The organism is Secundilactobacillus similis DSM 23365 = JCM 2765 (assembly GCF_001311075.1).
Classification (GTDB): domain Bacteria; phylum Bacillota; class Bacilli; order Lactobacillales; family Lactobacillaceae; genus Secundilactobacillus; species Secundilactobacillus similis.
In genome coordinates this window covers 1-2,676 of sequence record NZ_BBAD01000153.1, presented here as the reverse complement: position 1 = coordinate 2,676, position 2,676 = coordinate 1, and the positions used below count along the sequence as shown (strand labels likewise).

Annotated in this window: 4 protein-coding genes; all 4 read right to left on the bottom strand. The window is 49.7% G+C overall.

Going from position 1 to position 2,676, the window contains the following annotated elements:
- Positions 1 to 266: 266 nt before the first annotated feature.
- The gene (locus JCM2765_RS16395) at positions 267 to 899 is read right to left on the bottom strand and encodes a VOC family protein (RefSeq protein WP_054737589.1); all 633 of its coding nucleotides are present in this window, start codon (positions 897 to 899) and stop codon (positions 267 to 269) included.
- Positions 892 to 1,146, bottom strand: a complete 255-nt coding sequence (locus JCM2765_RS17620; RefSeq protein ID WP_173585565.1) for a pyrroline-5-carboxylate reductase dimerization domain-containing protein — start codon at positions 1,144 to 1,146, stop codon at positions 892 to 894. Before JCM2765_RS17620 ends, JCM2765_RS16395 begins: the two co-directional genes overlap by 8 nt.
- Positions 1,143 to 1,694: a pyrroline-5-carboxylate reductase family protein gene (locus JCM2765_RS17615; protein ID WP_173585564.1), complete on the bottom strand. Its 552-nt coding sequence runs from the start codon at positions 1,692 to 1,694 to the stop codon at positions 1,143 to 1,145. Before JCM2765_RS17615 ends, JCM2765_RS17620 begins: the two co-directional genes overlap by 4 nt.
- 113 nt (positions 1,695 to 1,807) lie before the next feature.
- Complete coding sequence (locus JCM2765_RS16385; RefSeq protein WP_054737587.1) at positions 1,808 to 2,575, bottom strand: TSUP family transporter; 768 nt, start codon at positions 2,573 to 2,575, stop codon at positions 1,808 to 1,810.
- Positions 2,576 to 2,676 lie beyond the last annotated feature (101 nt).

Genomic DNA, 2,676 nt, shown 5'->3' with positions numbered 1-2,676 from the left:
CGACAGCCACTATCAATGTTACAAAGTAGTATAATCATTGATTCTTAGGCAATCAGCCGCTTCGGAAACTTATAATCCCTCATACGAGTAAAAACGATTGACCGGACTTGATTAGCAAGCCGGTCAATCGTTTTTTAGTTGGCGTTATTCAAATCGAAAAATTGCGTCACCATACTGCGCTTGATGCCCCATCAAACCAGTCCCGGCAAAGGTCAGCCTCGTGATGCCGTTAGCCGTTCCCGGTACAAAATCCAACTGTCGGTCACCTAACTGAATCCGGTACGCCTCGTGACGTTGTTGAATTGGCTGATCAAAGAAGCGGCCGAACGCTTGCGCCACAACTCGTGGCTGCTGGACGTCGTACTGGAGGGATTTGACCCAGACTGGCCGATGAGTTGATTTTTTAATAAACCGGCCTGTTCTAACTGATAGCGGCGCACGGAATCCGATTCGGGCCATTCGATAAAGAACGGGGCTGCCACCCCATCGACCAACTGGTTCACGAAAAAGATTCGCCAAGTGACGAGTTCTCCCGCCGGCGTTCGACGAGACCCATCCATGATCCGACCAACCCGAAATTCATCCGCCAAACTCCGGTGAACGGCTTCGATATCGTTGGTTCGAATCCCAATCGTATTGAAAGATTCATATTCAGGTAATGTCTCAAATGCGTCATATAGTGACGTTGCATCATCACGTCCAAACCCAGGATTCGTCGCCTGATCCGTCGTCAGTAACTCAATGTAGTTGAGACCGAAATACCCAACGGCGTTACTCGTCTGCCATTGCGGATGGTGGCCGCCTAACTGAAACGTCAGTCCACGTTGCTCAAACCAATCGATGGCGTGTTGCAAATCATTCACGTTTAACATGGTATGATCCCAAAGTCGTTTAATCATGGTGCGCCCCCAACGATTCGGTCGTTGCCTTGGCTGCTAAAACCGCATCCGCAATTGCGGCGTCAAAACCACCCTGTGCGAGTGCGTTAGCGGCGTGAATGCCGACCCCACCAGCCGAATTATTGCGATCTAATAGGATTTCTGGGTGCTGATCCGTTAGCATAACAGCTGCTCCCTTTAAGTTCTCAAGCAACAGTTCGTTTGCCTGATTTCGTGACAAGCCAGCCAACACCCCAGCATTACTCATCGCCCGAAAAAGTGGTAGATGTAGTTCGGCCCGGCAACGCCAAATGCCGTGAAAACAGCCATTTGTGATTCTGGAATAACGGCGACTTTGCCGATGGCGCTTAAGAACTTAACCACGGCTGTCTGATCTGCGGTGGCATTTAGACTCACTGCATTAGTCCCGTAGCCCGCTTCGGTCATGGTATTGGGGATGACTCTGGCGATTGGTGTTTGGTTGTTACCAAGTTGCGCCGCAATGGTTGCGATTGATACCCCAGCGACAATGGACAGCACCGTTCCCGTCGGGGTTGCCTTCGCAATCGCTTGAACCACCTGTTTGATATTATCCTGTGGTCGCACACCGATGACAACAAACTCGGCTTGATGCAGCGCGGCTTGATCTGGTGTTGCACTTACTCGAACGCCAAGGTTCGCTTTCAACCACGCTAACCGCTTAGGGTCAATATCTGTAACCCCAATTTGATCAGCCGCCATACCTTGCCGTAATAGCCCGCGAATCATCGCCGTCACCATCTGACCGCCGCCAATAAAATAAACGTTATTTGTCATCACAAACTGCCACCTTTCGAAAATGTACGTTGATCAATTCTAGAACTAACTGATAAATCGTATACAGCAAAACCACCACAACTAACCACTGGATCCAAGTCGTCTGTAAGTGGTTAAAGACAAAGCTGCCAAGCCACGCCGACCAACCCGACTGTCGACATCAATAGCACTACTTTGCGGCTATAGGCCCCTAAGTGAACGAACTTGACGCCACTTAATGACAATGAAAACGAAGCGGCACCCATCATGATTGGAAAAGCTGCTTGCGTACTCAATCCTAGTAGGTAAACGGTCGCCATGATTAGTGCGTTGGAGCCAATCCCAATATCGTTCAAAAAGCCAAAGCAGAACAGCAACACCGCTGCAATCACTAGTTTAGGACCGGACAACGCCGTACTTGAGCCGCCAGTTGGCAACAAGCCCAGCTTTGTCCCGATGATCGACCCAACTGCAATCACTAAACCAATGGCGATCGTGAGTCGAATCGTATTTTCCGGTAACCGAACCGCGATTCGGGGACCGATCCATGCACCAAGCCCTTGGGCTACGATGCAGGTCAGTAACGTTGCCGGCGCGACGTTAACGCTACTGATGTACAACATTGCCATAAACAACGTTGGAATCACGACTTCGGTGTTGAGCGTCGCTGGTAATTGCTTTAACGGCACCCACTTTAACCGGCGATAAAGCGCTGTGCCGACCGCGAAGTCCGATACTCCGAGTGTTGATAGGAACATCATGACTAGGGCACTCACACTTAAAGCGGTGTTATTGATTGGCGTCTCGCGAACGGTTTGCCAGTGTTGGTGAATATCCATTGCTAGCACAACGGCGTAGCGAATACCGACAACGACTAGGACAACTAATAGTGCAATTTTCATGTTAAGGCCTCCCAATTGAATTCTTGGGACTAATATACTGTCATTTTTGGGGGTTGCCTACGGACAATTTGTAGCGATTGTCCTTAGTCATTTACGCTTGT

What these genes read in the sequence shown, in the direction of transcription:
- JCM2765_RS16395 (WP_054737589.1), bottom strand. Translation starts at nt 899, where the DNA reads ATGATTAAACGACTTTGGGATCATACCATGTTAAACGTGAATGATTTG.
- JCM2765_RS17620 (WP_173585565.1), bottom strand. Translation starts at nt 1,146, where the DNA reads ATGAGTAATGCTGGGGTGTTGGCTGGCTTGTCACGAAATCAGGCAAAC.
- JCM2765_RS17615 (WP_173585564.1), bottom strand. Translation starts at nt 1,694, where the DNA reads ATGACAAATAACGTTTATTTTATTGGCGGCGGTCAGATGGTGACGGCG.
- JCM2765_RS16385 (WP_054737587.1), bottom strand. Translation starts at nt 2,575, where the DNA reads ATGAAAATTGCACTATTAGTTGTCCTAGTCGTTGTCGGTATTCGCTAC.